Genomic DNA, 26,540 nt, shown 5'->3' on the forward strand with positions numbered 1-26,540 from the left:
AGGTGTTTGGGCCCTTGTGCCGGGGCTGTTGCGGTGGTTGGGGGAGGGCGGCGCTGCCTCCCGGGCGGTCTCCTGGGCAGGGCCGGTTGCGGCTTCCCGGTCGGTCTCCTGGGCAGGGTCGGGTGCGGGATCCCTGCCGGTCATCTGTCCCGTCTCCTGGGCGCGTGCGGTCACTCGGCGGTCTCCGGGGCGCTCACCGCGTGCAGTTTTCCGGCCGTGCACAGGTGGACCAGGCCGTCCTCCGCCGTCGCCGCGTCGATTCCCGCGGTCGTGTCCAGGGCGGCCGCCCAGGCCGTGCGGCCCGTTGTCGCGTCCAGTGCGTATAGGCCCCACGTGGGGCGGCTCTCCTTTGCGGAGCTGCCGGGGGCCGGGCCGATGGCGTACGCGAACGTGTCGTCCATCAGGGGCGTGTCGTCTGCCGTGCGTATCTCCTGGACGTCGGTCCTGCTCCAGCGCGGCGCTCCGGAGTCCGCGTCCAGCGCGCGGATCCCCTCGGCCCCCGAGGCGTGCACCAGGCCGCGTGCCGCCCTCGGGGCGATCGCCGTGTCCGACTCCGAGGGGCGGCTCCACAAGGTGCGGCCGGTGGCCAGGTCGACCGCCTGAATGCGTCCCGGCGGCGCCTGATAGCCGACGCCGGTCGCCCCCGGGTGGGCCCGCGGACGCCGCGCGCCCTTCGGTATCTCCCGCTCCACGGTGCCGGTCGCCGCGCGCAGCACGACGAGCGGATCGTCCTGCGCGTACGCCGTGTCCTGGGCGCCGCCCCGGTCCGCGGTGGCGGCCACGGCGATGCGGCCGCCCGCCTGGTCGACGCCGATCACCCCGGCCGCGCGGCCCTGGTGGTACCAACGGGGCTCCCCCGTACGCGGATCGAAGCCGTACGCCCGCCAGGGCCTGTCCCCGGCGCCGCGGCGCGCCTGCAGAGTGCCGTACGAGGTGTAGGTGATCAGGCAGACGATGCGGTCGGAGACGGTCGACTCCGAGTACTCGCCCTCCAGTTCGCTCGCCGGGGCGTCGAGGGGGCGGGGCGGACGGTGCGGGTTGCGTGTCAGCAAGCCCGAGTCCCACGCCTCGCGGCCGGTGCCCAGGCGGAGCGCGACGAGTTCGTCCTCGAAGAGGCCCGTCCTGCGTACGTAGACCAGGTCGCCCTGGGGGGCGACGCCGCGCAGGTTCTCCGCCGGGTACGTCCAGTGGACCGTGCTGGTGCGGGCGTCCATGCGGGTGAGCTCGGCGTCGTCGGTGATGTACAGGTCCTTGCCGCTGCGGAACAGGCCGCCGCCGTAACGGAGTTCACCGACGGGGCGGCTCCACAGCACCTTGCCCGCGGGTGGCCGCGGCCCGGCGTCGGACGATGCGCCGTCGCTGTCGTCGCTGTCGTCGTCACCCCCGGGCAGCGTGACGGCCGCGGTGGCGGTCCCTGCGACGGCGACCGCCGCCCCGACCCAGGCGAGCAGGCGGCGCCGGGAGGGTCGGCGCGGGGGGTCGGGCCGGGGGTGGGAGCCGGGCTCGGAGGGGGAGTCGGCGGCGTCGGCGCGGGTTTTCGGTGTGGAGTCGGCGCGGGGCTGAGGGGCGGAGCCGACGTGGGACTGAGGGGCGGATTCGGCGCCGGGTCCCGCATCCCCGCCGGGTCTGCGGCGGTCACCGCCACCGCGGCTGTCATCGGCACCCTCGCCTGCCTCCTCGACTGCGCCCTCGTCCTCCCCACCCCCCTCCCGCCGCAACAGCTCTGTCACCTCGTCCTCCTGGCGGCGGATCAGGCCGGCCACCGGATCCTGTTCCCACCACGGGCGTCGAGCCGCCCGCTCGCCGCACCAGGCCAGCGCTTCCTGGACCGTCGGCCGATCCGCCGGGTCCCTGGAGAGGCAGCGGGCGAGGAAGCCGCGCCAGACGGCGTCCGGCACGCCGACCAGGTCCGGCTCGTCGCGCAGGGTGCGGTGGAGGACCTCCGGCGCGCCGCCCGAGCCGAACGGACCGCGCCCGGTCGCCGCCACCACCAGGACCGCGCCGAGCGCGAACACGTCGGCCGCGGGCCCCGGCCGCACCTCCCGCGCCAGCTGCTCGGGGGCGATGAATCCGGGTGATCCGACGACCTCGTCGGCGGCGGTGAGGCTCGCGTCGGCGGCGCTCCTGGCGATGCCGAAGTCGAGGAGCTTGGGGCCGTCGCGGGTGATGACGACGTTGGACGGCTTCACGTCGCGGTGCACGACTCCCGCCGCGTGCACCCCCGTCAGGGCCTCGGCGAGCGCCGCGCCCAGCGTGGCGAGGTCGGCTGAGTCGAGCGGGCCGTGCGTGGCCACCGCCCGCGGCAGGCCGGGCCCCGCGCAGAACTCCACGGCGAACCAGGGCTGTTCGGCCTCCGGGTCGGCGTCGAGCACGGCCGCGGAGTACGGTCCCCTGACGGCGCGCGCGGCGACCGTCTCACGGCGGAAGCGCTCACGGAACTCCGGGTCGGCGGCGAGGTGCGCGTGCACCGTCTTGACGGCGACCGGCCGCCCGGAGGCCGAACGCGCCAGATACACACGACCCATGCCGCCCTCGCCGAGCCGCGCGACGATCCGGTACCCGCCGACCTCCACGGGGCGCTCCCTCCAGCGGGACGAACTGACGCTCTGTGCGACGCCTGTGAGGCATCGTACGGTTGCGTCCGCCGGGAGATCAGGGAAGAGAACAAGCGGCGTAAAAAACCTTTGGCGCCTCCCCGGTTCACTCTCCTAAAGTGATGCACGTCCAGGTGCGAAGGCAGGACCTACTTCCACTCATAATGGGGAGGTCGCGGGTTCGAGTCCCGCCGCCGGTACCAACAGGCCGGTGTAGCTCAGGGGTTGGAGCGCCATAACAGTTCCGCCGAAATGACCTCTGGACACCATAACTTCATGCAGTTCACGCACCTCCCGGTGCGCAGGGCGGCGGCTACTTCCTTTCCAGAAATCACGCCGCGGCCCCTCTTGATCTCGGGAGGCTCAGCAGCTGGTGTGCCCGGTGCGAAGGCAGCGGTTACTTCATTGGATCAGAGGGTTGCGGGTTCGAATCCCGTCATCGGCCCAGGGCCGGTGTAGCTCAATCCGGTAGAGCATCCGACACAAGTCCGTCGCCGACCTCAGAACTCGGGCACACCATGCCGCGCGCCTCCCCCCGTACGGAAACGCACGACGAATTCGGGGGAATTCTCATGGCACGCTTCAACACCAAGTCCGTCAAGGCGCTCGTCACTTCGCCGGTGAAGTCGACCGGCCGCACCACGCGCACGCACGAGGGCGGCACGGGCCATCTGCGAGACGCGCGCTCCGAGACCTTCCTGCTCGCCGTCGCCAACTTCGTCTCCCAGCAGACCTTCTACGAGACCGGCGACCGCCGCGACGACCGCTTCGCCGCGCTCGTGCGCCGCCTCGCCGTCGAGGACCCCACGTGGACCGCGGGCCTGCTCGGCTGGCTGCGCGGCGACGGCAACATGCGCACGGCATCCCTCGTCGGCGCCGCCGAGTACGTGAAGGCGCGCCTCGACGCGCAGGCCACCGAAGGGCCCTCCAATCGGCAGGTCGTCGCCTCCGTGCTGCGCCGCCCCGACGAGCCCGGCGAATTCCTCGGCTACTGGACGGCGACGTACGGCCGGAACGTGCCCAAGCCCGTCAAGCGCGGCATCGCCGACGCCGTGCGCCGCCTCTTCAACGAGAAGGCGCTCCTGAAGTACGACACGGCCTCCAAGGGCTACCGCTTCGGCGACATCCTCAACCTCGTGCACGCGTCGCCCGACCCGGACAAGCCGTGGCAGGGCGCCCTCTTCCAGTACGCGCTCGACCGCCGGCACCACCCGGAGACGGCCGTGGTGCCCGAGGGCGCGCACGTGCTCGCCGCGCACCGTGAGCTGATGGCCCTGCCCGTCGCCGAGCGACGCGCGGTGGTCACCGGTGAGGGCGGCGCCGAGCGCCTCGCCGCCGCGGGCATCACCTGGGAGGCGCTCGCCGGCTGGCTGCAGGGCCCCATGGACAAGGCGGCCTGGGAGGCCGTGATCCCGTCGATGGGTGCGATGGCGCTGGTCCGCAATCTGCGCAACTTCGACGAGGCGGGCGTATCGGACGAGGTCGCGGCGACCGTCGCGGCCAAGCTCGCCGACCCCGAAGTCGTCGCGAAGTCCCGGCAGTTCCCCTTCCGCTACCTCGCGGCGTACCAGCACGCGCCGTCGCTGCGCTGGTCGTACCCGCTGGAGCGGGCGCTCGGCCACTCGCTCGCGAACGTGCCGTCGCTGCCGGGCAGGACGCTGATCCTGGTCGACCGCTCCGGCTCGATGTGGTCGCCGCTGTCGGACCGCTCGCAGCTCAACCGCGCCGACGCGGCCGCGATCTTCGGTACGGCGCTCGCGATGCGGGCCGCCGACGCGGACCTGGTCCAGTTCGGCTCCAGCAGCGCGCGGGTGAAGTTCCGCAGGGGCGAGTCCGTCCTGAAGGTCCTCGACCGCTTCGGCGACCTCGGCGGCACGAACACCACCGAGGCGGTGCGCCGCTTCTACAAGAAGCACGACCGGGTGCTGATCGTCACGGACGAGCAGGCGACGCACAACTACTACGGCGACCCGACCGAGCAGGTCCCGGCGCAGGTCCCGGTCTACACCTGGAACCTCGCGGGCTACCGCGCGGGCCACGGCCCGTCCGGCCAGGGCAACCGCCACGTCTTCGGCGGCCTCTCGGACGCGGCGTTCCGCATGGTGCAGCTGATCGAGGCGGGCTCGGGCGCCGACTGGCCCTGGGCCGCGGCCTGAGGGGCGGCGCGAGCGACGGCGCGGTGCCGAACACGGACATCGCGCTGTTCCCAGGTGCTCTTTCGAGTTACTTGTGTGTCTGTTCCATACCGATGTGAGGGCGGTGTGAGTACGGAGCATGGTGTGCCAGGCCGCCGGGGGCCCATACTGCGGACATGACGAGGCCCCCCGGCTCCCGCCGCCACCTGCCGAACAGTCCCTTCAACCGGCCCGCCCAGCCTGCCCCACCCGTCGAGCACTTCGAGGTGGGTGACCGGGTCTCCCACGACCAGTACGGCCTCGGGAGGATCGTCGGCGTCGAGGGAGAGGACGCGGTGGTCATCGACTTCGCGGGCCGCCAGGGCCGCTTCCTGAGCCCGTACCCGAAGCTGGCCAAGCTCTGACTCCGACGACCAGGACGACTCCGCGGATCCGGACCCGCAACGCGTGAGGGACGATCCGGACCCGCAACGCGTGAGGGGCGGTGGACCGCACCCCCGGTCCACCGCCCCTCACGCGCGGGATTCCCGCAGGCCCTGCCGCCTTACAGGGCCTGCGCCGCGGGCTTCACCATGCCGCGCACCGTGCGGGACTTCACGAACTGCCCCATCGCGGTCATTTCCCACTCGCCGGTGAACTGCTTGATCAGCTTCGCCATCATGACGCCTGTCTGCGCCTCGGCGTTGGTCAGGTCGAAGCGGACCAGCTCCTCGCCGGAGGCCGCGTCGATCAGACGGCAGTAGGCCTTGGCGACCTCGGTGAACTTCTGTCCCGAGAACGAGTTCACCGTGAAGACCAGGCCCGTGACGTCCTGCGGGAGGCGGCCGAGGTCCACGACGATCACCTCGTCGTCACCGCCGCCCTCGCCCGTGAGGTTGTCGCCGGAGTGCTTGATCGCGCCGTTCACGATCGACAGCTTGCCGAAGTAGCAGCTGTCGACGTGGTTGCGCTGCGGGCCGTACGCGATGACGGAGGCGTCCAGGTCGATGTCCTTGCCGCGGAACGCGGGCTCCCAGCCGAGGCCCATCTTGACCTGCGAGAGCAGCGGACGGCCGCCCTTGACCAGGGACACCGTCTGGTTCTTCTGGAGGCTGACGCGGCCCTTGTCCAGGTTGATCTTCCCGGCGCCGGGCGCGGGCGGGGCGGGGGGAGCGGCGGGCGCGGCGGGTGCCGCCAGGCGCGGGTCGGCGACCGGCGGGGGCGGGCCCTGCACGGGCTGGCCCACCGGGGGCGCCATCGGTGCGGGCGGCGCGACAGGGGCGGCGGCCGGGGCCGGGGCGGGCTCCTCCACCGAGACACCGAAGTCCGTCGCGATGCCCGCGAGGCCGTTCGCGTACCCCTGGCCGACCGCTCGGGCCTTCCACGCGCCGTTGCGCAGGTAGATCTCGACGATCACCAGGGCCGTCTCGGCGCCGAGCTGCGGCGGCGTGAAGGTGGCGAGGACCGAGCCGTCGTCGGCGTTGCGGATCGTGGCGGTGGGCTCGATGCCCTGGAAGGTCTGGCCCGCCGCGTCCGGGCTCGCGGTCACGACGATCTTCTCGATGCCGGGCGGCACGGCGGCCGTGTCGACGGTGACCTTGTCGGGGGTCGTGCCACCGCCCGACTGGTAGGTCACACCGGGGCCCGAGGGCTGGTTGAAGAAGATGAAGTCGTCGTCGGAGCGCACCTTGCCGTCGGCGGTGAGCAGCAGGCCCGATACGTCGAGCCGCACCGGAGCGGCGACGTCCACCGCCACGCGGGCGGCGGTCAGCGGGATGTTCGAGCCAGGGGTCATAGCTGTCATGCCAGGGGTAACGAACGATCCCGCTTTACCGTTCCCTTACCCGCACACGGATTTTTCCCCGCCCCGTCGAGGGCTTCTCGGCCGTGGTCGCGCGGGTCTCAGCCGCGGTTACGGGGGTGCGAGCGCGCGGTGCGTTCGTTGCCGTGCTTGTAGTTGCCGGTCCAGCGGGCCATCACCAGCTGCGGATCGCCGCTCTCGATCCATGAGGTCTCGGCATGGCCGGGAGCGTACGTCCCGGCCATGCCGAGCGGTACCGAATCAGAGCGCCGGCACGCTCCTGGTCACGGCACCACGACGATCTTGCGGCCCACCCCGGAGGCGAACTGGTCCAAGGCCTGCGGATAGGAGTCCAGCGGCAGCCGGTCGCTGATGAACACGTCCGGGTCGAGCACCCCGCCCGCGAACAGCTCGGCGGCACGCTCGTAGCTGTGCAGGACCGCCATCGACCCGGTGATGGTGATCTCCTGGTTGTAGATGCGGTACGGATCGATGGACACGCGCGTGGCGTAGTCGGCGACGCCGAACTGGAGGAACGTGCCCGCCTTCGCGACGCGTTCGAGCCCGTCCTGGATCGCGGCCGCGTTGCCGGTCGCGTCGACGACGACGTCCCAGCCCTGCGGGCGGTCCAGTTCGTCCGCGTTCGCCGCCGACCCCGTCACGCCCAACTGCCGCGCCGTGGCGAGGCGCTGCGGATTGAGGTCCACGACGTCCACGCTCGCCGCGCCCGTGCGCTTGGCGAGCTCCAGCATCATCAGGCCCATCGTGCCCGAGCCGTAGATCAGCACATGCGCGCCGAGCCGCGCGCGCAGCACGTCGTAACCGCGCACGGCGCAGGACAGCGGCTCGATGAGCGCGGCGTCCTGGGTGCGTACGTGATCGGGCAGGCGTACGCAGTTGGCGACGGGGGCGACGGCGAACTGCGCGGCGCCGCCCGCGGTGGTCACCCCGATCGCCGCCCACCGCTCGCAGAGGTTGCCCCTGCCGTCGCGGCAGTAGCGGCACTCGTGGCAGTGCAGCGAGGGATCCACGGCGACCCGGTCGCCGACGGCCAGTTCGCGCACGTCACGGCCGAGGCCGACGACGGCGCCCGCGAACTCGTGCCCCGGCACCACCGGCAGCGTGGGCGCGAACTCGCCCTGCAGGATGTGCAGATCGGTGCCGCACAGGCCGCACGCGGCGACCTCCACGACGACCTCGCGGGGCCCCGGCGTGGGGTCGGGCACCTCGCCGACGACGACCTTGCCCACCGACTCGACGATCGCTGCCTTCATTTCACGGCTCCCAACGACAGGCCCTGGACCAGCTTGTCCTGGGCGGCGAACCCCGCGGCGAGCACCGGCAGGGAGATGACGAGCGACGCGGCGCACACCTTCGCAAGGAACAGGCCCTGGCTGGTGATGAAGCCGGTCAGGAAGACGGGCGCGGTCTGGGCGACGACGCCCGTGAGCACCCGTGCGAAGAGGAGTTCGTTCCAGCTGAAGATGAAGCAGATCAGGGCGGTCGCGGCGATCCCGGGGAGGGCGACGGGCGCCACCACGCGCGCGAGGATCGTCGGCAGGCGTGCCCCGTCGATCTGCGCGGCCTCGATGATGGGCTTGGGCACCTCGGCGAGGAACGACTGCATCATCCACACCGCGATCGGCAGGTTCATCGAGGTGTAGAGGAGGACGAGCAGCCAGATGTTGTCGAGCAGGCCGGTGTTCTTGGCGAAGAGGTAGATCGGCAGGAGGCCCGCCACCACCGGCAGCATCTTCGTGGACAGGAAGAAGAAGAGCACGTCCGTCCACTTCTTCACGGGCCTGATGGACAGGGCGTACGCGGCCGGGAGCGCGAGGAGGAGCACGCACAGGGTCGAGACCACGGGATGCCACCGTCGAGTTGATCAGCGAGGGCCAGGGGCTCGCGCCGCCGCCCGCTCCGAAGAAGTCGCGGTACCCGTCGAGGGTGAGCGAGGCGGCGAGCGAGGGTGGGTTGGTCGCGGCGTCCTCCTCGGAGTGGAAGGAGGTCAGCGCCATCCAGGCGACGGGCAGGAAGAACAGGATCCCGGCGAGCCAGGCGACCAGGCCGAGCGCGGCCCCACGCGCGTGTGGACGGTCCTTCGCGCCGTGTGGACGGTCCTTCGCGCGGGGGCGGGCCTTCACGAGGGTGCCCATCAGCGGGACGCCTCCTCACGGAACAGGGACGAGACGACCCGCAGTGCGAAGGTCGCGATGACGATCGAGCCGATGACGACGAGCACGCCGGCCGCGGAGGCCAGGCCGTTCTCGTGGGCCTGGTAGAAGCTCTGGTACACGGTGTAGGGCAGGTTGGCGGTGCCGAGGCCGCCCGAGGTGATGGTGAAGACGGCGTCGAAGTTCTGCACGATGTAGATCGAGCCGAGCAGGGCGCCCAGTTCGAGGTAGCGGCGCAGATGCGGAAGCGTCAGATGGCGGAAGACCTGCCAGTTGCCCGCGCCGTCCATGCGGGCCGCCTCGACGAGTTCGGGGTCACGGCTCTGCAGCCCCGCGAGCAGGATCAGCATCATGAAGGGCGTCCACTGCCACACCAGGGAGGCCTCGACGGCAAGGAGCGGGGTGTTGGAGACCCAGTCGGGCTGGGCCGCGGAGTCCCCGCCGATCCAGTGCAGCAGGCCGTTGAAGAGCCCGTACTCGGGGTTGTAGAGCACGTGCTTCCACAGCAGCGCGGCGGCCACGGGGACCAGCAGGAACGGCGCGATGAGGAGGGTGCGCACCAGTCCGCGCCCCCGGAACTTCCGGTTCAGGAGCAGCGCGAGGCCGAGGCCGAGCACCAGGCTCGCGAGCACCACGGAGACGGTGAGCAGGATCGTGGTCAGCACGGACTTGCGCAGGTCCGGGTCGGTGAGGACCTCGGTGTAGTTGGCGAATCCCGCGAAGCTGCGGGCGTCCGGGTAGAGGGCGTTCCAGTCGAAGAAGGAGATCACCAGAGTGGCCACGAACGGCAGTTGGGTCACGGCGATCATGAAGACGAGGGCGGGCAGCAACGGCGCCCTGGTGGCCCAGGTGCGCAGTCGTCCCGGCGTTCCCGGTGACCCCGGCTTGTGGGCGTCGGGCACGCGCGTGTGCCCGACGGCGGTGGTGCTCGCGGTGGCGGTCATCGTCCCTCGTACTCCTCGGAGATCTTCTCGGCGAGCCGCTGCGACTTCTCCAGGGCCGATTCGACGGACTGCCGTCCGGCGATGGCCGCGCTGATCTCCTGGGAGACCTTGGTGCCGAGGTCGGTGAACTCGGGGATGCCGACGAACTGGATGCCGGGCGCGGGCCGCTCCTGTACACCCGGGTCGCGGGGCCTCGCCCCTTCGACGGCGGCGCGGGTGACGTCCTGGAAGGCGGCGGCTTCCTTGCGGTAGTCGGGGTTCGCGTAGGTGGAGGCGCGCTTGCCCGCGGGCACGTTCGCCCAGCCGATCTTCTCGCCGACGAGCTCCTCGTACTCCTTGCTCGACGCCCAGGAGATGAACTCCCAGGCCTTGTCCGGGTTCCGCGAGGCCTTCTGCAGGCCCCACGCCCAGGTGTAGAGCCATCCGGAGCTCTTGGTCCGCGCCACGGGGGCGGACACGTAGCCGATCTTTCCCTTGACCGGGGACTTGGCGGACTCCAGCGAGCCCGCGGCGGCCGTCGCGTCGTACCACATGGCGGTCTTGCCCTGGGTGAGGTTGTTGAGGCACTCGGCGTAGCCGGACTGAGCGGCACCGGACTCGCCGTGCTTGCGAACGAGGTCTACGTAGAAGCGAGTTGCCTTTTCGAACTCGGGGGAGTCCAGGCGGGCCTTCCAATCCTTGTCGAACCAGGTGCCTCCGAAGGTGTTCACCACGGTCGTCAGCGGCGCCATCACCTCGCCCCAGCCGGGCAGGCCGCGCAGACAGATGCCCTTCATCCCCCGTTGCCTGCCGTCCACTTGGGCGGCGAGCTCCGCCACCTGTTGCCAGGTGGGGTGCTCGGGCATGGTCAGGCCCGCCTTCTTGAAGACGTCCTTGCGGTACATCAGGAAGGACGACTCTCCGTAGAAGGGCTGTCCGTAGAGCTTGCCGTCGTCGCCGGTGAGGGACTGGCGCATGGGCGGCAGGACGTCCTTCTCGTCGTACGCCTTGTCCTCGCGGGCGTACGAACCGACCTCGTGGAGCCAGCCGTTGCGGGCGTAGATCGGTATCTCGTAGTTGCTGAGCGTCGCGACGTCGTACTGCCCCGCCTGGTTGGCGAAGTCCTGGCTGATCTTGTCGCGGACGTCGTTCTCCGGCAGGACGGTGAAGTTCACCTCGATGCCGGTCTTCTTGGTGAAGTGGGCGGCGGTGAGCTTCTGCAACTCCACCATCTGCGGGTTGTTCACCATGAGGACGTTGATGGAGTCACCGCCTGAACCGGTCCCACCGGCACCGGCCCAGCAGCCGGCGAGCAGCGGGGCGAGCAGCGTCCCTGCGGCGGCCGCGACGAGCGCGCGCGGCCTCCGTCGGCTCGGGGTTCGCATGAATCGCTCCTGAACATAGGGGTCTTTTGGGGACGTTCGGGGCACGTCAGGGCATGCGGAAGCCCGGGACGTACGCAGAGGAGATCGAAGGACGGAGAGGGAGCGGGGGGGGAGAGAGGGGGAGGGAGCGGGGGGGGAGGGGGCGGGGAGGGAGAAGAGGCGCGTCAGGCGCGGATGACCTGCGGGCCGAGGAGTGAGTAGCGGTGCGCCTCGGACGCGGGCAGGCGGTTGCTCGTGACGATCGCGTCCAGGTCGCAGATCCCTGCGAACCGGCAGAAACTGCTCGCCCCGAACTTGGTGTGCACGCCCAGGAACACGGTGCGCCGCGAGGCCCTGATGGCCTGCGCCTTCACCTCGCTGACCGCGGGGTCCGGCGTCGTCAGGCCGTGCTCGCGGGAGATGCCGTTGGCGCCGATGTACGCCAGGTCGATGACGAAGCCGGCCAGCATGCGGGTGGTCCAGTGGTCGACGGTGGCGAGCGTGCCGGGGCGCAGGCGGCCGCCGAGCAGCAGCACGGTGATGTTGTCGGCTTCGGCGAGAACGCCCGCGGTGGCCAGCGAGGCGGTGACCACGGTCAGCGCGCGGCCCGCCGCGGCCTCGGGCAGCGCCTCGGCGATCAGCTGGGGCGTGAACCCCTCGTCGACGAAGACGGTCTCGGCGTCGCCGAGCAGCTCGGCCGCGGCGGCCGCGATGCGCCGCTTCTCCGGGACGTGCATGGTCGTACGGAAGGCGAGGGTGGTCTCGAAGCCCGCGCTCTCCACGGGGTAGGCGCCGCCATGGGTGCGGCGGACCAGGCCGTGGTCCTCCAGGGCCCGCAGATCGCGGCGGACGGTCTCCTTGGCGACGCCGAGCTGGGCGGCGAGCGCCGTCACGTCGACGGAACCGGAGTGGCGGGCCGCGTTGACGATCCGCCGCTGACGTTCTTCCGCGGTCATCGGCGCCACCTTCTTCCCCTGGGTCGTGCGGTGCCCGTTCGGGCTCTCTGGGGAAGTTCTACAGCCAGGGCAGGGGCGTGACCAGGCTCGCAGCGGGCACGATGCTGCCCGTATGTGCCCGCTTGGCGGGGCGACTGCCTGTGCCGCGGGGTGCGGGCGTGCCCGTTTCAGGGGTGCGGAGTGCCCGTTCCGTGCCCGAACGGGTCGGTGCGTCAGTAGGGCCACACCGGAGGGTTGGCGCAGAAGTGCCCACCCAGGTGTGCGTGGTCCGGGTTCGCCGGGTCCAGCTCGCCCTGTTCGGCGACGAGCTTCTCCGCGTACTGCTCGGAGTCGTCCTGGGGGTCGTAGCCGAGCGCACGCGCGGAGGAGAGGTCCCACCACAGGCGGGTGTTGGCGGACGAGCCGTAGGCGACGGTGTGCCGCACGTCCTGTGCCGTGAGCGCCGCGTGGAAGAGACGGGCCCCGTCGCCGGGGCTCAGCCAGACCGACAGCATCCGCACGCTGGAGGGCTCCATGAAGCAGGACCCGATGCGGACCGAGACGGTCTCGATGCCGTGCTTGTCCCAGTAGAGCTGCGCGAGGTCCTCGCCGAAGGACTTCGACAGGCCGTAGAAGGTGTCGGGGCGGCGCGGGGTGTCGACCGGGATCAGCGGGTCGTCGCCCTGGGGGCGCGGGGTGAAACCCACCGCGTGGTTGGAGGAGGCGAAGACGACGCGCCGCACGCCCTCCTCGCGGGCCGCCTCGTAGAGGTTGTACGTGCCTTCGATGTTGGCCCTGAGGATCTTGTCGAAGGTGGACTCCAGGGAGATGCCCGCGAGATGGAGGACGGCGTCGACCCCGCGCACGGCCTCGCGCAGCGCCTCCTTGTCGGCGAGGTCGGCCGTGACGGCGTCCGGCTCGCCCGCCACGGGGCGCATGTCGAGCAGGCGCAGGTCGTATCCGTAGGCGGGCAGGAGTCCGCGCATCAGGGTGCCGAGACCGCCTGCGGCGCCGGTGAGCAGGACGGTGCGGGGAGCGGGCATGCGGGGTCTCCTCGGGCGGAGTGGCGGGCATGGCTGTGCGGTTGTGTGGCTCGTCAGTCGTACTCATTCGCGTACAGAATTCACATCCGTGGACAAGCTAGGGATCCCGACCGCGCCGCGTCAAGAGCGCCGCGGAGGCGGTAAATCCGCTCCTGGGTGGGGAGTTCACCGGCTTGACCGGGTCCAAGAGGGCACCTTAGCGTGGTCGTGTTCAGGGATATGGACATGAATCAGAAACGTGCACGCCTAGGGAGAGCCCGTGACGTCAGCCCCTCTCGCTTCCCGACTCCGCGTCCCCAGCGGGCCGCTGTTCTTCCCGGTCACCGCGTACGGACCCGACGGCGCGCTCGATCCCGACACCTTCCGCGCCCATGTGCGCGCCGGCATCGAGGCCGGGGCGGCGGCCGTGTTCGCCTGCTGCGGCACGGGCGAGTTCCACGCCCTGACACCCGAGGAGTTCCAGGAGTGCGTCGCCGCCGCCGTCGACGAGGCGGCGGGGCGGGTGCCGGTGGTCGCGGGCGCCGGGTACGGCACCGCGCTCGCCGTGCGGTACGCGCGCCTGGCCGAGGCGGCGGGGGCCGACGGGTTGCTCGCCATGCCGCCCTATCTCGTCGTCGCCGGGCAGGAGGGGCTGATCCGGCACTACACCGAACTGGCCGCGGCCACCTCCCTGGACGTCATCGTCTACCAGCGCGACAACGCCGTGTTCACCCCGGAGACCGTCGTCGAACTCGCCCGTGCCGACGGCGTCATCGGCTTCAAGGACGGCCTCGGCGACATGGACCTGATGCAGCGCACCGTCAGTGCCGTGCGCACCGAAGTGCCGGGCGACTTCCTGTACTTCAACGGCCTGCCGACCGCCGAGCTGACCGGCCTCGCCTACCGCGGCATCGGCGTGAGCCTCTACTCCTCGGCCGTCTTCTGTTTCGCGCCCGACATCGCGCTGGCCTTCCACCGGGCGTTCAACGCCGGGACGCCGCAGGGCGATGCCGTCGTGAACCGCCTCGTCGACGGCTTCTACCGGCCCTTTGTGGAACTGCGCGCCCTCGGCCGCGGCTACGCCGTCTCCCTCGTCAAGGCGGGCGTGCGGCTCGGCGGCCTTGAGGTGGGCACCGTGCGGCCGCCGCTGCACGAACCTGCCGACGAACACGTCAAGCGCCTGGCCGAACTGCTCGAACGCGGGCGGGAGTTGCTCGGGGACGCCCACATGGGAGGAGGCGACACCACCCACCTGGGGGCGGGTGACATCCATCCGGGAGCGGGCGACATCCGCCCGGGAGCGGGCGACATCGGCCCGGGAGCGGACGCGTGAAGGCCGCCGCGTTCCTCTACCCCTGGGACGTCGTCGGCGACCCCGAAGCGCCCGCCCGCCTCGTCGCCCTCGGCATCCGGCAGGTCACCCTCGCCTCCGCCTACCACTCCACGCGCGCCCTGACCCCGCGCCACCCGCGCCACCGCGTCGTGACGGCCGAGCACGCCGCCGTGCTCTACCCGCCGGGCGAGCGGTGGCGAGGGCGCGTGCCACGGCCGTACGCCGCCGGGGAGTGGGCGCCGGGCGATGCCTACGGAGAGGCGGCACAGGCCCTGGGCGACGCAGGGATCGCCGTGCACAGCTGGGTCGTCCTCGCCCACAACTCCCGCATGGGCGCCGAACATCCGGCCACCTCCGTGGTCAACGCCTACGGAGACCGCTACCCCTGGGCGCCCTGCGTCGCGCAGCCCGCCACGCGCGCGTACCTCGTCGACCTCGCCGCGGAGGCCGCCGTGCGCCCCGGGACCGGCACGCGCGGGGCCGAACTGGAGTCGTGCGGCTGGTACGGCCTCGCGCATCTGCACGCCCACGACAAGACCGCGGGCGTCGCCCTCGGCGAGGCGGGCCAGTACCTGATGTCGCTCTGCTTCTGCGCCTCCTGCCGTGAGGGGTACGCCGAACAAGGCCTCGACCCCGACACGTTGACGGCCGCAGTGCGGCGCGCCCTGGAGCCCGTGTGGCGCGGGGAGGAGCCCGCGGGCGGGTGGGAGGCCGTAGAGAAGCTCCTCGGCGCCGAGATGGCGGCCGCCACGCGCGCGTGGCGCGAGCAGACGGCCCGCACCCTCCAGGAGGCCGCCGTCGCCGCCGTACGGAAGTCCGCCGCAAGGGAGCGCGCCGTACCGAAGCCCGCCGCAAGAGAGCGCACCGTACCGAAGTCCGCCGCAATAGAGTCCGCCGCAAGAGAGCACGCCGTAAGAGAGCCCGCCCCGCAGGACTTCCGCGTCCTGCTCCACGCCGACCCGCTGCCCTACCGCTGCGGCGCGAACGTCGGCGTCGACCCGGCGCACATTCTCTCCGTGGCCGACGGCGTGGTCGTGCCCTGCACCGGCGGCGCACAAGCACTCGCCCCGTTCCACGCGCACCGCTCCCCGGGTGCCGTGCTCGCCGCCAACTTCACTGTCGTGTCCGGCATGGGCGGCCGCCCCGCCGCGCTGGCCGACGACGCCGCCCGCGCGGCCGCGCTCGGGGCGGACGAACTGCGCCTCTACCACGCGGGACTGGCCTCCGACGCCGACCTCGCGCACGTCGCCGCGGCCCTGTCACGCGTGGAGTGATCGCCGATACGATCCGCGCACCACAAGCGTCGCTCCCGGTACCAGGTGACCGCCGCGTACCAGGGGACAGAGGGAGGCAAGGTGCGCAACAAGGGGATATCCGCGCTGGTCTGCGCCGGGCTCATGGCGGGTGCCGCGGTGCTCGGAGGCACGGTGCCCGCCGCCGCGCAGGGGGCGGCGGGCACCGCGCCCCGGGGCCAGGACATCCGTGAACGGCTCGAGCGGATACCGGGGATGACGGTCGTCTCCGTCGCCGACAAGGAGGGCTTCCCCCTCTACACGCTCACGTACGAACAGCCGGTCGACCACCGCAAGCCGGGCGGCGCCACCTTCACGCAGCGCGCCACGCTCTGGCACAAGGCCACGGACAAGCCGACCGTCCTCTACACCGGCGGCTACACCCTCGCCGGTGGCACCACCGCCGTCACCAAGCTGATCGACGGCAACCAAATCAGCCTGGAACACCGCTACTTCGGGAAGTCGCGGCCCACCGGGGCGGCGGGCGACGACTGGTCCAAGATGACGGTCGAGCAGGAGGCCGCCGACGAGCACCGGCTCACCCGGGCCCTGCGGGCCATCGAGAAGGGCAAGTGGCTGGGCACCGGCGCCAGCAAGGGCGGCATGACGGCGACGTACCACGAGCGCCTCTACCCCGAGGACCTCGACGCGGTCGTCGCGTTCGTCGCGCCCAACGATGCGAACAACCGCGACGACAGGGGGTACGAGCGCTTCTTCGCCAACGTCGGCACGAAGGAGTGCAGGGAGGGCCTGAACGCCGTGCAGCGCGAGATGCTCGTGCGCCGCGACGCACTGCTCCCCAGGTTCGAGGCGGATGCCGTGAACAACGGCGACACCTTCGAGGAGACCCTCGAAACCACCGACCGTGCCTATGAGTTCGCGGTCCTCGACCAGGTGTGGAACTTCTGGCAGAGCGGCACCGAGGCCGACTGCGGATCCGTCCCCGACGCGAAGAAGGCCACCGACACCGAGCTCTACGACTGGTCCAAGGAGCACGGTTTCAGCGTCTACCGCGACGAGGACCTCGGCATCAACGGCCTGGGCCCCTACTACCGGCAGGCCGCCACCCAACTCGGCTGGGCCGACCTGAAGTTCAAGCACCTCAAGGGCGTGCGCCACTACCCCGACCTCTACCAGCCCAACTCGGTGCTGCCCGCCGGTATGCGCGGCACGTACGACAACAGGACCATCGCCGACGTCGACCGCTGGGTGAAGACCCGCGGCGAGCGGATGATGTTCGTCTACGGCGAGAACGACCCGTGGAGCGCCGAGCGGTTCACGCCGAGCCACCGCGACTCCTACCGCCATGTGGTGCCGGGCTCCAACCACGGCGCCTCCATCGCCAAGCTGCCCGCCGCCGAGCAGGCACAGGCCGTCGCGACCATCAAGCGCTGGGCCGACGTGAAGTAGCCAGCGCCTCGGGCCGCAGCAGGGGTACGGCGATCAGCAGCCGTACCCCCGCGAGGACCGGGAGCAGCACACGGATGTCGACGCTCTCCACGAGGGCGGCGCCGGCCGCGATGCCGATCGCGGTCGGCGCGAACATCAGCGTGTTCGCGGTCGCCGCCACCCGCCCGACCAGCGCGTCCGGCGTCTCGCGCTGCACCGCCGTGAGGCCCGCGATCAGCGCGCAGGGCAGCCCGACGCCGTTCGCGAAGCTCCCCGCGAGGACAGCGGCGTCGTTCGGCACCGCGGTCAGCACCAGGGACACACCCGTAAGGACGATCCCCGCGGCCCCGAACCTCCGCGCGCCGAGCCGTCGCAGCAGCGTTCCCGACGTCACACCCACCGCCACCGAGCCGGTGCCCTGCACCACGTACATCGCACCCGCGTACGACGGCGCGTGGCCGAGCCCCTCGACGACCGCGTAGAGCGTCGCGCCGCTGATGCCCGACGTCAGCATCGTCAGACCGCCCGCCACCACCAGCGGCCGCAGCCGCCCGTGCCCCCACAAGTACCGCACGCCCTCGGCCGTCCGGTCCCGCAGCGACGCCTTCTCCCGCACCGGCACGGCCTCCCGCACCCGCAGCATCGCGAACATCCCCGCGGCGAGTACGAACGTCATGGCGTCCAGGAGCGCCACCTCGGGGCCCCCGTACGCGGCGAACAGGCCCGCCCCCGCGAGCGGCGCCACCAGCTTCATGCCCTCGTTCGCGGACATCCGCAGGCCGTTGAAGTCGCCGAGCAGCTCCTTGTCCACGGCCGTCGCGACCAGGGCCGCCTCCGCCGCGTCGGTGACGACGCCGCCCGCCCCGTACACCACGAGCACCGCGAAGAGGATCCAGAGGCGGCCCGCGGTGTCGACGGTGAACAGGGACAGGAGCAGCGCGCCGAGCGCGAGGTTGACGGCCACGAGGAGGGGCCTGCGGCGCGTGCGGTCGGCGAGCGTGCCGAGCAGCGGGCCGATGAGGGTGGGCGCCCACAGCGCGAACTGGCAGAGCGCGGCGAGCCCGTCGGACCCGGTGAGCTCCTTCACCCAGATCCCGGAGACCAGCCACAGCGCGGAGGTCCCGAAGCCCGAGACCACCACCGCCCCCAGATAGAGACCCGCGTTGCGGTCCCGCAGGACGCGCCCGATCGTCGATGTCATGCCAGGTGATGCTGGTTTCTAAGGCCCCTGCGGCGGAATCGGGCGGATTCCCTAAGGACCGGCGATGAATTCGCGACGCGGCCGGGGTCTACAGGGGGGACGTACCGACACCGCTGCCTTAGTGGAGGCCCCCATGCCCGACGACATCCTCGACCTCGGCCCGCAGGCCCGCCTCGTGGCGCGCGTCGCCGAAGGCATCACGGACGAGCACCTCGCGGCGCCCACGCCCTGCCCCGCGTACGCGGTACGGAACCTGCTCGGGCATGTGATCGGCCTCGCCGAGGCCTTCCGGCTGGCCGCGCACAAGGAGTTCGGGCCGACGCTCGACACGTCACCCGGCAGTCTCGCCCCGGACGTCACCCCCGGATGGCGCGGTGAGCTGCCGAAGGCCTTGGACGCGCTCGCCGAGGCATGGCGGGACCCGGCGGCCTGGCAGGGCATGACCCGCGCGGGCGGCATCGACCTGCCGGGTGAGGTGGCGGGCCTCGTCGCCCTCGACGAACTGGTCGTCCACGGCTGGGACTTGGCGCGGGCCACAGGTCAGGAGTACGCGCCCGACGAGGCGAGCCTGGAGGCGGCGCGGGCGCTCCTGACGCCCACCGGAGAGGCGGACGGGGAGTCCGGAGGCCTGTTCGGCGAGCCTGTTCCGGTGCCGGACGGCGCGCCGCTGCTCGACCGGGTGATCGGCCTGAGCGGCCGCGATCCGGGGTGGCGGGCCGAGGGCTGAGAACCCCGGATCAGGTATCGATCGGGTAAAGGGTCTCCCCACGGTCTCCCCAGGCGCGGGTTGATGCGCGTAGACAAGCCATGACCTGCCCGAACCCTGAATGCGAGACGCACCCTATGCGGAAGTCCCTACGCGTGGCCGGCCTGGCCACCGCCTGTACCGTCGCCGGCGCCGCCCTGTACGCGACCGGTGTCGCCAGTGCCGACCAGGACCGCCCCCGCGCCACCAAGGAGCCGCACAACATCGGCCTCCTCGTCGGTGAGATCGATGCCTACTACGGCGCGACCAAGGGCGCCGACGGCGTGTGGAAGTCCTCGCCCGACAGCCCGTACGCCAAGGACCTGGCCCGCATCCAGGCCAAGGCGAAGAAGGACATCAAGAAGGCCGCGCACCACGGCAAGCACGGCAAGAAGAAGCCCGCGATCGTCCTCGACGTCGACGACACCGCGCTGCTCAGCTTCGACTACGAGAAGTCCACCAACTTCACGTACAACAACGACACGTGGGACGCCTACGTCAAGGCGGCCAAGCGGCCTGCCGTCTTCGGCATGCCCGAGCTCGTGAAGTACGCCAAGAGCAAGGGCGTCGAGGTCTTCTTCCTCACCGGCCTCGCCGAGTCGCAGCGCGAGGGCGCGGTGGCCAACCTCGCCAGGGCGGGCTACGACACGCAGCTCGACCGCACCCACGTCTTCACCAAGAACAAGACGAACCCGCCGGCGTACCTGAGCCACTGCGCCACGCCCGCCGCCTGGAAGTGCGACACCGTCCAGTTCAAGGAGGGCACCCGCAAGTACATCGAGTCGACCGGCTACGACATCGTCGGCAGCTTCGGCGACCAGACGTCCGACCTCGCGGGCGGGTACGCCGACAAGACGTACAAGCTCCCGAACCCGACGTACTACGTGGGCTGAGCCGCGTACTACGTGGGCTGAGCCGCGCGAGCCGGGCGCCGGGCACTCTGGGAGTCGGCATCGCGAGATAGGTTGCATTCCTGACTAGGTCGCCATACGGTCTAGGTAGCTCAGACGCTCAGGGGCCGCGCGGCATGCGTTCGCATGCGCCGCGCGGCTCCTTCGGGACAGGGGGACCCCATGACCATCTCGCCGGACTTCTCGGCCGCTTCGACGGCGGTCACCGCCGTGCTCGCCGCCTATCTGCTGCTCGGCGAGCCCTTCGTGGGCCGACGCGTGTACGGCTCGCTGGCCCGCCGCAGGGACACCGAACCCCGCGCCCTGGTTCGTTACTTCGGCCTCACGATCACGCTGTGGTGGGCCTTCGCCGGACTCGCCGTCGCGGCCCTGCTGCTCTCGCCGGGCCTCGACGCCGCCGACCTCGGCATCACGGCGCCCGAAAGGCCCGGCTACACCGTGGCCTTGATCTGCGTGTTCACGGCGATCGCCGTGGCGACGGGGCGCAACTTCCGCGGCCTCGCCGAGCAGGGCAAGAACGTGCCGGGGCTCTCCTCCATCGAGGCCATGCTGCCGCGCACCACCGAGGAGCGCAGGCTCGCCGTCGCCCTCGCCGTGACCGACGGCATCTGTGCCGAACTGGTCTACCGCGGCCTGCTCATCGCCTTCGGCGTCGGCGCCCTCGGGCTCAACCTCTATCTGGCCGTGGGCCTTTCGGCCCTCGTCCACGCGGCCGCCGGGTTCTACCAGGGCCGCCAGGGCATGGCTCTCTTCGGCCTGTTCGGCGCGGTGTTCGGCGGCCTCTACGTCGCCACGGGCAGCCTGCTGCTTCCCGTCGTGGCGCACGTCGCCCTCTCCGTGCGCGACCTGACGCTGCCCGCGCCGGACAAGCTCCGCGCCGTGCCCGCCGCCTGACCGCAGACCGTGCCGAAGAAAGGCGATCCCCAGTGACCGACCGCCGCGCCAGCTGGTTCAAGGGCGTACTCGACCTCCTCGTGCTCGCCAGCCTCACCGACGGCGAGAGCTACGGCTACGAGATCGCCAAGCTGCTCGGCGCCGCGGGCTTCGGCCAGATCAAGGGCGGCACGCTCTACCCCGTGCTCAACCGCCTGGAGGAGGCGGGCCTGGTCGCCGCCGAGTTCCGCGCCACCGAGAAGGGGCCGGGGCGGCGCTACTACCGGCTCACCGACGAGGGCCGCGAGACCCTCGGCGAACAGGGCGGCCTGTGGCTCGCCTTCGACGCATCCGTACGAGAGGTCCTGTCGAAGGCGGGAGTGGAGACACGATGAACTCGGCGGACGCCACGAACGCGCAGTACGAGCAGGACGGTTACCTCCTCGACCTCGCCGATCTGCTGCGGGCGCACGGACTGCCCGCCGATCGGATCGAGGCGACCGTCGCGGACCTGTCCGCGCACCTGGACGAGGCGGGCGGCGACCCGTCGCAGGAGTTCGGCCCGGTCGACGAGTTCGCCCGGCAGCTGGTGCCCGCCACGGGGGAGCGGGCACCGCGGGTTCCGGCCGCAGCCGACGCGGAGACGTGGCGCTGGACCGCCGACACCTACGTCGACGAGGAGCTCCTGAACCGCTTCGGCGACGAGGGCTGGGAGGTGGAGCGGGTCGACGCGCTCGGCCGCTTCGTCAGCCGCCGTGACACCGAACGGCCGCAGCGCTGGGAGTACCGGCGGGAGCTGGTCACGCGCGGGCGCGAGGGCCTGGACGAACGCCTGGCGCCCGACGGGTGGGAGGCGTGCGGGACCTGGATCGTTTACACGTGGTTCAAGCGGCCGAAGGCGGCGAGCCTCGGCCCGGCGGCGGAGCTGTCCGCCGCGCCGCCGGTGCCGGAGCGCTCCCGCTTCTTCAGCCGCAAGTTCTACGCGCTGCTCGCCGCCCTCGCCGTGGCCCTCACCGCGGCGGGCGTCTCGGCGGCCAGGGAGGACGGCGACGCGGGCTCGGGCCTGGGCTTCGTGGTGGGCCTGCTGGCGGGCGCCGCCGCGATGGTGGCACTGGCCTGGGCACTCCAGTGGCGGCAGTCCCGCCGCAGGTAGGGGGCGCGGGTCCGCGACACATGCGGCTCCGTCGCGCGGGCGCGACCAGCCACGAACCACCCGCGGCCGATGGAGCTGGGCCCGGACAAGCCTCAGCCCTTCAAAGCCGCGGCCATCATCGCCTTCGCGATGGGCGCGGCAAGGCCGTTTCCGCTGACCTCGTCCCGTGCCGCGCTGGAGGACTCGATCATCACGGCGACGGCGACCTCCTTGCCGTCGCTGCCCTTGGCGTAGGACGTGAACCACGCGTACGGCGTCTTGCTGTTGTTCTCGCCGTGCTGCGCCGTACCCGTCTTGCCGCCGACCGTCGCGCCGTCGATCTGCGCGTTCGACCCCGTGCCCTTCTCGACGACCGTCTGCATCGCGGACTGCAGGCCTTCGGCGGTGGACGAGCTCATCACCCGCTGGGAGTCGCCGTCGTCGTACTTCTCCAGGACGTCGCCGTTGGAGTCGGTGACCTGCGAGACCATGTGCGGCTTGGCCAGCTCGCCGCCGTTGGCGATGGCCGCCGACACCATCGACATCTGCAGCGGCGTGGCCGTCACGTCGAACTGGCCGATGCCCGAAAGGCCCGTCTGCGCCTTGTCCATGTCGGAGGGGTACACGCTCTTGGAGGCGCGCACCGGCACGTCCAGCTTGTCCGCGTTGAAGCCCATCTTCTCCGCCATCGCCTCGACCTTGTCCTGGCCCAGGTCGACGGCCATCTTCGCGAAGACGTTGTTGCAGGAGTACTGCAGGCCGGTGCGGATCGTCGCGTTTTCACAGGGCGCCGACTGGTTCTCGTTCTTCAGGACCGTCGCCGTGCCGGGGAGGGTGTAGGGGTTCGGGCTGTCCGTCTTCGTGTCCACGGAGTTGTAGAGCCCGTCCTCCAGGGCGGCCGCCGCGACGACCAGCTTGAAGGTCGAACCGGGCGGCAGCGGCTGGCGCAGCGCGCGGTTGACCATCGGCTTGTCCTCGTCGTCGGTCAGCTCCTTCCATGCCTTGGAGTCCCTGGAGCCGCTGATCTTCGACGGGTCGTACGACGGGGTCGAGACCATGCCGAGGATCTTGCCGGTCTTCGGGTCGATGGCGACAGCGGCGCCCTTCTTGTCACCGAGCGCCTTGTACCCGGCCTTCTGTACCGCCGGATCGATCGTCGTCACCACGTCGCCGGGGTCGGCCTTCTTGTTGGTGACCGTGTCGAGCGGGTTCTTCAGGCGGTTGTCGGTGCCGTCGAGGACGTCCTTGTAGATGCCCTCCAGCTGTGTGGCGCCGTACACCTGCGAGCTGTAGCCCGTCACGGGTGAGTACAGCTCGCCGTTCTTGTAGGTGCGTTTGTACGCGAGGTCACCGCCGTTCGTCCGCGCGGAGCCGGTGATGGCCTCACCGCCCACGATGATGTCGCCCAGCGGGTTCGCGTACTGCTCGATCACGTTGCGCCGGTTCAGCTTGTCGTCCGCGAGCGCCTTCGAGTCGTAGAACTGCACCCACGTCGCCCGCACGAGCAGGGCGAGCACGAGTATCAGCGTGAAGACCGAGGCGTGCCTGATCGTCTTGTTCATCCCACGAAAGGACGAACGGAGCCGAAGGTTTCGTTCCCTTCTGGTCCGGTTGTGACCGTTTTCTCAGAAAGTCCTCATGAACCGCGAGCGCCTCGGCGGCGAGGTTCGGGCGGCCTCTCGGTGGCGGGCTCAGGCGGCCTCCATGAAGCCCGCCTCGTACGCCGCGATCACCGCCTGCGTGCGGTCCCGCGCCCCCGTCTTGGCGAGCACGGACGCCACATGCGTCTTGACCGTCGCCGCGCCCACGCCCATCCGCCCGGCGATCTCCGCGTTGGTCAGACCGCCGGCCATCAGCCGGAGCACCTCGCTCTCGCGGCCGGTGAGCCGCGCCACCCAGGCGGGCGGCGCGGGCTTGGCCCTGCCGTGCTCGGCGGCCAGGGCGCGCACGGCCGCGGGGAAGAGCAGCGAGTCGCTGTGCGCGACGATCCGCACCGCCTGGACGAGTTCGTCGGCGTCCGCCCGCTTGAGCAGGAACCCGGAGGCCCCCGCGCGCAGCGCCTCGTACACGTACGCGTCGTTCTCGAAGGTCGTCACGACCACGATGCGCGGCGGCTCCGGCATCGTCTGCAGGATCTGCTCGGTGGCGCGGATGCCGTCGATCTCCGGCATGCGGACGTCCATCAGGACCACGTCGGGCCGCAGCTCCCGCACCACGGACACCGCCTCCGCGCCGGTCGCGGCCTCGCCGACGACCTCGATGCCCGCCTCGGCGGAGAGGATCGCGCGCAGCGCGGTGCGCACCATGCGCTCGTCGTCCGCGAGGACGATCCTGATGCCGTTCGCCGTCATGCGTGTCCCTTCAGGGTCATGGCTGTGCCTTCAGAGGAAGTCGTACGTCCAGTCGCCACGTCCCGTCCACGGCACCCGCGTCCGCCGTGCCGCCCAGGAGCCGGGCCCGGTCCGCGATGCCGCGCAGGCCGTGGCCGCCGCCGGGGCGGGTGCCCGGGGAGTGGGGCGGCAACGGGTTCTGAGCCGTGACGGCCAGGTCCGGCCCCTCGCAGACGATGCGCAGGGTGACCGAGGTGCCCTCGCCGCCGTGCCGCAGCGCGTTGCTCAGGGCCTCCTGCACGATGCGGTAGGCCTCGCGGGAGACCAGCGGGGGCAGGGCCTCCGGGTCCATGTCGACGGTGGCGTCCACGCGCAGGCCGCCCGCCCCGGTGCGGCGCAGCAGGCCGTCGAGGTCGGCGGCGAGCGTGGGCGCGGGCGCCGTGGAGCGGGCGTCGTCGGCTTCCCTCAACACGCCGAGTACCGCGTCGAGTTCGCCCACCGTGCGGCGCGTGGTGTCCTCGATGGCGGCCAGCGCCTCGCGCACGAACTCCGGGTCGCGGTCGAGGACGCGCCGTGCCGCGCTCGCCTGGAGCGTGACGGCGCTCAGCGCGTGGCCCACCGAGTCGTGCAGCTCGCGCGCGAGGCGGTTGCGCACGGCGAGGTCGGCGGCGCGCTGCTCGGCGGCCGCGAGCCGGTCGGCCGGTGTCGGCCCGAGCAGTTCGGGCGCCCAGCGCGCGAGCAGCCCGCCCGCCGCGGCCGCGCACGCCGCGAGCGCCGCCAGCGCGGCGAGGCCCACGAACGGCGCGAGCGCGAGCCACCAGGTTTCGTGGAAGAACGCGGGCGCCCCGCTGCTGTCGTCCCGCAGCGAAGGGAAGAACGGCAGCGCGATCAGGAAGACCGCGAACGGCGGCAGCGCGAGCGACATCCCGCTGATGACCCCGCCGAAACCGAGGTGCAGCGTGAACCACGCGACGGTGCGCCCCCGCGCGGCCCTGCTCCGCGCGGGCCCCTCGGCGAGGGACTCGTCCGGCACCGCGCACAGCGCCCGCACGGCGGCCACCGACATCGGCCGGGTCAGCGGGAACAGCGCGGTGATCGCGGCGAGCGGCAACCCGACCGCGAACGCGCTGAGTTGGGCGGTGATCGAGCCGAAGAACCGGGTGTCGCCGATCAGCGGCCCGACGATCACGGAGCCGACGAAGACGTACGGCATGGCGAGGGCGCCGCCGAGGATCAGATGGATCCACCGGCGGCGCGTCCGTCGCCCGAACAGGGCCGTGCCCAGCGCTCTCACCTCGGGGACACCGCCCGCTCCCGGAAGAAGCGCACCCCTGCGCTGGCGACGAGCAACCCGATGATCATCTGCACAGAGTAGGTCAGAAGCATCGTGGTGGTGGGCCGGTCGGCCAGGTCGTCGGCGGGGCCGAGCAGCGAGGCGAGCAGGAGCCAGCCGCCCCAGCAGGCCACCGCGCCCGAGCCCGCCCAGGCCAGCGCGAGCGGCACCTTCACCGGCAGCGCGGGCAGCCGCCGGAAGGCGAGCACCAGGGCGCCCGCGACGGCGGCCACGACGTAGAGGACGTCCAGGGCCTCCAGGAGGTGGAAGTCGGCCGTGCGGCCCTCGGCCCGCCCCGGGGAGAGTCCCGCGGTGGACCCCGCCGCCCACAGCGCGTGCGTCGTGACGGGGACGAGCGCGAGCAGCGCGGCGACGACCGCGGCGATCCGCGGGCCGCGGGCGGCGGAGGGCGCCAGGTCCCGGATCCGGCCGCGCCACAGGTGGCCCCAGCGGTCCCGCGCGTACAGCGCGAAGAGGGAGCCGAGCGCGATGCCCTGCAGGATGAAGCCGCAGTACACGACGCCGAAGACCCAGTCGTCGAGGAACGGCTCGTCCGCGCCGCCCGTCGAGGGGCCCTCGCCTCCGGTGCCGAACGCCTTGAGCGCCAGCTGCAGCGGGTACCCGGCCATGATCGGCGCCAGCAGTCCCGTGGCGACCCACATCGGCACCGCGAGCAGCCAGGCCGGGGCCCGCAGGCCCCACGGCCGGGTCAGGACCAGCACGAGCACGAGGACGGTGGCGTCCATCAGGACGGTCAGGCCGTTGGCGAACGCCATCAGCGCGCGGTGGTCGAGGAGCGGGCTGCCCTCGGGGATCCCGATGCGACTCCCGCAGATCCAGGCGACCTTGAGGGAGAGATACGGGACGCTGGCGAGGCCCGCGACGAGCCGCAGCGCCCGCCGGGTGCGGCTGAGGGAGGGCGGCGCGACGGGCGTGGGGCCGCTGTGCGCGGTCGGCGGGGCGGAGGACAGTGTCTGCGTCATGCCTCCACGTTCCCGCCGGCGCGCTCGCCGCACCTCCTGCGCCGCGACGATCCGCCTCCGCCGCGCGGCGGAGGCGGCAGGCGTGTGCGGG

At 71.8% G+C, this 26,540-nt stretch carries 23 protein-coding genes and 1 pseudogene; 10 read left to right on the top strand and 14 right to left on the bottom strand.

Annotated elements, in window-relative coordinates; genetic code table 11:
- Nucleotides 1–170: 170 nt before the first annotated feature.
- On the bottom strand, nucleotides 171–2,573 hold the full coding sequence (locus AB0B50_RS24245; RefSeq protein ID WP_362335512.1) for a PQQ-binding-like beta-propeller repeat protein: 2,403 nt from the start codon (nucleotides 2,571–2,573) through the stop codon (nucleotides 171–173).
- A 593-nt stretch (nucleotides 2,574–3,166) separates the two neighbouring features.
- On the opposite strand from AB0B50_RS24245, the gene AB0B50_RS24250 reads away from it, so the two are divergent.
- Nucleotides 3,167–4,750, top strand: coding sequence for a TROVE domain-containing protein (locus tag AB0B50_RS24250; RefSeq protein WP_362335514.1), 1,584 nt, complete (start codon nucleotides 3,167–3,169; stop codon nucleotides 4,748–4,750).
- A gap of 155 nt (nucleotides 4,751–4,905) precedes the next feature.
- Nucleotides 4,906–5,133, top strand: coding sequence for a CarD family transcriptional regulator (locus tag AB0B50_RS24255; RefSeq protein WP_362335517.1), 228 nt, complete (start codon nucleotides 4,906–4,908; stop codon nucleotides 5,131–5,133).
- A 140-nt stretch (nucleotides 5,134–5,273) separates the two neighbouring features.
- On the opposite strand, the gene AB0B50_RS24260 is transcribed toward AB0B50_RS24255, so the two are convergent.
- From AB0B50_RS24260 to AB0B50_RS24295, 8 genes and pseudogenes are all read right to left on the bottom strand, one after another.
- Nucleotides 5,274–6,503 carry a TerD family protein gene (locus AB0B50_RS24260; protein ID WP_362335520.1) on the bottom strand — a complete coding sequence of 410 codons (1,230 nt, stop codon included), beginning with the start codon at nucleotides 6,501–6,503 and terminating at the stop codon, nucleotides 5,274–5,276.
- 107 nt (nucleotides 6,504–6,610) lie between these two features.
- Nucleotides 6,611–6,754 carry a hypothetical protein gene (locus tag AB0B50_RS24265; RefSeq protein ID WP_362335903.1) on the bottom strand — a complete coding sequence of 48 codons (144 nt, stop codon included), beginning with the start codon at nucleotides 6,752–6,754 and terminating at the stop codon, nucleotides 6,611–6,613.
- A 39-nt stretch (nucleotides 6,755–6,793) separates the two neighbouring features.
- The gene (locus tag AB0B50_RS24270; RefSeq protein WP_362335523.1) at nucleotides 6,794–7,783 is read right to left on the bottom strand and encodes a zinc-dependent alcohol dehydrogenase family protein; all 990 of its coding nucleotides are present in this window, start codon (nucleotides 7,781–7,783) and stop codon (nucleotides 6,794–6,796) included.
- Nucleotides 7,780–8,575: pseudogene (locus AB0B50_RS24275) on the bottom strand (carbohydrate ABC transporter permease). Before AB0B50_RS24275 ends, AB0B50_RS24270 begins: the two are co-directional and overlap by 4 nt.
- Before the next feature lie 89 nt (nucleotides 8,576–8,664).
- A complete protein-coding gene (locus AB0B50_RS24280) occupies nucleotides 8,665–9,627 on the bottom strand; it encodes a sugar ABC transporter permease (protein ID WP_362335526.1) in 963 nt (320 codons plus the stop codon).
- On the bottom strand, nucleotides 9,624–10,991 hold the full coding sequence (locus AB0B50_RS24285; RefSeq protein WP_362335528.1) for a sugar ABC transporter substrate-binding protein: 1,368 nt from the start codon (nucleotides 10,989–10,991) through the stop codon (nucleotides 9,624–9,626). Before AB0B50_RS24285 ends, AB0B50_RS24280 begins: the two co-directional genes overlap by 4 nt.
- Before the next feature lie 164 nt (nucleotides 10,992–11,155).
- Nucleotides 11,156–11,926: a DeoR/GlpR family DNA-binding transcription regulator gene (locus AB0B50_RS24290; protein WP_362335531.1), complete on the bottom strand. Its 771-nt coding sequence runs from the start codon at nucleotides 11,924–11,926 to the stop codon at nucleotides 11,156–11,158.
- 212 nt (nucleotides 11,927–12,138) lie between these two features.
- Nucleotides 12,139–12,948 carry an NAD(P)-dependent oxidoreductase gene (locus AB0B50_RS24295; protein WP_362335534.1) on the bottom strand — a complete coding sequence of 270 codons (810 nt, stop codon included), beginning with the start codon at nucleotides 12,946–12,948 and terminating at the stop codon, nucleotides 12,139–12,141.
- A 259-nt stretch (nucleotides 12,949–13,207) separates the two neighbouring features.
- Between AB0B50_RS24295 and AB0B50_RS24300 the strand changes: the two genes are divergently transcribed.
- From AB0B50_RS24300 to AB0B50_RS24310, 3 genes are all read left to right on the top strand, one after another.
- Nucleotides 13,208–14,260 carry a 5-dehydro-4-deoxyglucarate dehydratase gene (locus AB0B50_RS24300; RefSeq protein ID WP_362335537.1) on the top strand — a complete coding sequence of 351 codons (1,053 nt, stop codon included), beginning with the start codon at nucleotides 13,208–13,210 and terminating at the stop codon, nucleotides 14,258–14,260.
- Nucleotides 14,257–15,534: a hypothetical protein gene (locus tag AB0B50_RS24305; RefSeq protein WP_362335540.1), complete on the top strand. Its 1,278-nt coding sequence runs from the start codon at nucleotides 14,257–14,259 to the stop codon at nucleotides 15,532–15,534. Before AB0B50_RS24300 ends, AB0B50_RS24305 begins: the two co-directional genes overlap by 4 nt.
- Before the next feature lie 81 nt (nucleotides 15,535–15,615).
- Nucleotides 15,616–16,962 carry a S28 family serine protease gene (locus tag AB0B50_RS24310; protein WP_362335543.1) on the top strand — a complete coding sequence of 449 codons (1,347 nt, stop codon included), beginning with the start codon at nucleotides 15,616–15,618 and terminating at the stop codon, nucleotides 16,960–16,962.
- On the opposite strand, the gene AB0B50_RS24315 is transcribed toward AB0B50_RS24310, so the two are convergent.
- Nucleotides 16,937–18,142 (bottom strand): MFS transporter, encoded by a 1,206-nt coding sequence (locus AB0B50_RS24315; protein ID WP_362335546.1) that lies wholly within the window; start codon nucleotides 18,140–18,142, stop codon nucleotides 16,937–16,939. The genes AB0B50_RS24310 and AB0B50_RS24315 overlap by 26 nt on opposite strands.
- 133 nt (nucleotides 18,143–18,275) lie before the next feature.
- Between AB0B50_RS24315 and AB0B50_RS24320 the strand changes: the two genes are divergently transcribed.
- The 5 genes from AB0B50_RS24320 to AB0B50_RS24340 all read left to right on the top strand — a co-directional run bounded on the left by AB0B50_RS24320 (nucleotide 18,276) and on the right by AB0B50_RS24340 (nucleotide 21,824).
- The gene (locus AB0B50_RS24320) at nucleotides 18,276–18,869 is read left to right on the top strand and encodes a TIGR03086 family metal-binding protein (protein ID WP_362335549.1); all 594 of its coding nucleotides are present in this window, start codon (nucleotides 18,276–18,278) and stop codon (nucleotides 18,867–18,869) included.
- Between the two features lie 116 nt (nucleotides 18,870–18,985).
- Nucleotides 18,986–19,780, top strand: a complete 795-nt coding sequence (locus tag AB0B50_RS24325) for an HAD family acid phosphatase (protein WP_362335550.1) — start codon at nucleotides 18,986–18,988, stop codon at nucleotides 19,778–19,780.
- Between the two features lie 180 nt (nucleotides 19,781–19,960).
- Complete coding sequence (locus AB0B50_RS24330; protein WP_362335553.1) at nucleotides 19,961–20,692, top strand: CPBP family intramembrane glutamic endopeptidase; 732 nt, start codon at nucleotides 19,961–19,963, stop codon at nucleotides 20,690–20,692.
- Nucleotides 20,693–20,724: 32 nt separating this feature from the next.
- Nucleotides 20,725–21,066, top strand: coding sequence for a PadR family transcriptional regulator (locus AB0B50_RS24335; protein WP_362335556.1), 342 nt, complete (start codon nucleotides 20,725–20,727; stop codon nucleotides 21,064–21,066).
- The gene (locus AB0B50_RS24340; protein ID WP_362335559.1) at nucleotides 21,063–21,824 is read left to right on the top strand and encodes a hypothetical protein; all 762 of its coding nucleotides are present in this window, start codon (nucleotides 21,063–21,065) and stop codon (nucleotides 21,822–21,824) included. Before AB0B50_RS24335 ends, AB0B50_RS24340 begins: the two co-directional genes overlap by 4 nt.
- A 92-nt stretch (nucleotides 21,825–21,916) precedes the next feature.
- Here the strand turns inward: AB0B50_RS24340 and AB0B50_RS24345 are convergent, their stop codons facing one another.
- The 4 genes from AB0B50_RS24345 to AB0B50_RS24360 all read right to left on the bottom strand — a co-directional run bounded on the left by AB0B50_RS24345 (nucleotide 21,917) and on the right by AB0B50_RS24360 (nucleotide 26,449).
- Nucleotides 21,917–23,365 (bottom strand): penicillin-binding transpeptidase domain-containing protein, encoded by a 1,449-nt coding sequence (locus AB0B50_RS24345; protein ID WP_362335561.1) that lies wholly within the window; start codon nucleotides 23,363–23,365, stop codon nucleotides 21,917–21,919.
- Between the two features lie 129 nt (nucleotides 23,366–23,494).
- The gene (locus tag AB0B50_RS24350) at nucleotides 23,495–24,154 is read right to left on the bottom strand and encodes a response regulator transcription factor (RefSeq protein WP_362335564.1); all 660 of its coding nucleotides are present in this window, start codon (nucleotides 24,152–24,154) and stop codon (nucleotides 23,495–23,497) included.
- Nucleotides 24,155–24,170: 16 nt separating this feature from the next.
- Nucleotides 24,171–25,427, bottom strand: a complete 1,257-nt coding sequence (locus AB0B50_RS24355) for a histidine kinase (protein WP_362335567.1) — start codon at nucleotides 25,425–25,427, stop codon at nucleotides 24,171–24,173.
- Nucleotides 25,424–26,449 carry a hypothetical protein gene (locus AB0B50_RS24360; RefSeq protein ID WP_362335569.1) on the bottom strand — a complete coding sequence of 342 codons (1,026 nt, stop codon included), beginning with the start codon at nucleotides 26,447–26,449 and terminating at the stop codon, nucleotides 25,424–25,426. The genes AB0B50_RS24355 and AB0B50_RS24360 overlap by 4 nt, the downstream gene beginning before the upstream one ends.
- Nucleotides 26,450–26,540 lie beyond the last annotated feature (91 nt).

Source organism: Streptomyces sp. NPDC041068 (assembly GCF_040647455.1).
Classification (GTDB): domain Bacteria; phylum Actinomycetota; class Actinomycetes; order Streptomycetales; family Streptomycetaceae; genus Streptomyces.